Origin of the sequence: Bartonella queenslandensis AUST/NH15, from assembly GCF_000312585.1 — a bacterium.
Taxonomy (GTDB): Bacteria; Pseudomonadota; Alphaproteobacteria; order Rhizobiales; family Rhizobiaceae; genus Bartonella; species Bartonella queenslandensis_A.
In genome coordinates, this window is the sequence record NZ_HE998484.1 from 1 (window position 1) to 502 (window position 502).

The 502-nt window shown below is 37.1% G+C and carries 1 protein-coding gene; it reads right to left on the bottom strand.

Going from position 1 to position 502, the window contains the following annotated elements:
* On the bottom strand, window positions 1-502 hold a 502-nt coding region (locus tag BN338_RS10670), incomplete at both ends, for a recombinase RecT (RefSeq protein WP_039762712.1).

The following is a 502-nucleotide window of genomic DNA, read 5'->3' on the forward strand; positions in this document are numbered from 1 at the left end:
TTGTGGGAGTGATTGTTCTGCTTGAACCTTCTGTCTATCTTTCAAAATATTCAGCACGGTTTGGGCTTTTTCATCAGACATATCGGCGAGATTGTTGACTTTTGCATAATTGAGTACTTTTTCTTCTTCTGTTTGAGTGATGTTTATTAATTGTTTGATTTGCATAAGCGTATCATAAGAAACTAACTTAACTTGTATGTTATGGCTTGCATCATTGATACGATCCGCTTCATCTTCTTCATAGATACCGGAAAACCCGAAAGCATAACGCGCACATTGTATGGTGGCTTTATGACGTAACATCCGAGCTGGGTATTTTTGCCAAGTGTCACTTTTTTGTTTGCATTCGTTTAAATATTCGGTGACTTCGATAGGGTCTTGAATGCCTTTGAGACGAATAGCGCATTTAATAGCAATTAGATTACCGTCTTTATCGAGTTGATCTTGAAAAGTCATGCCATCGAATTGAGGATTAGATTTAATGATCTTAATCCATCCATCA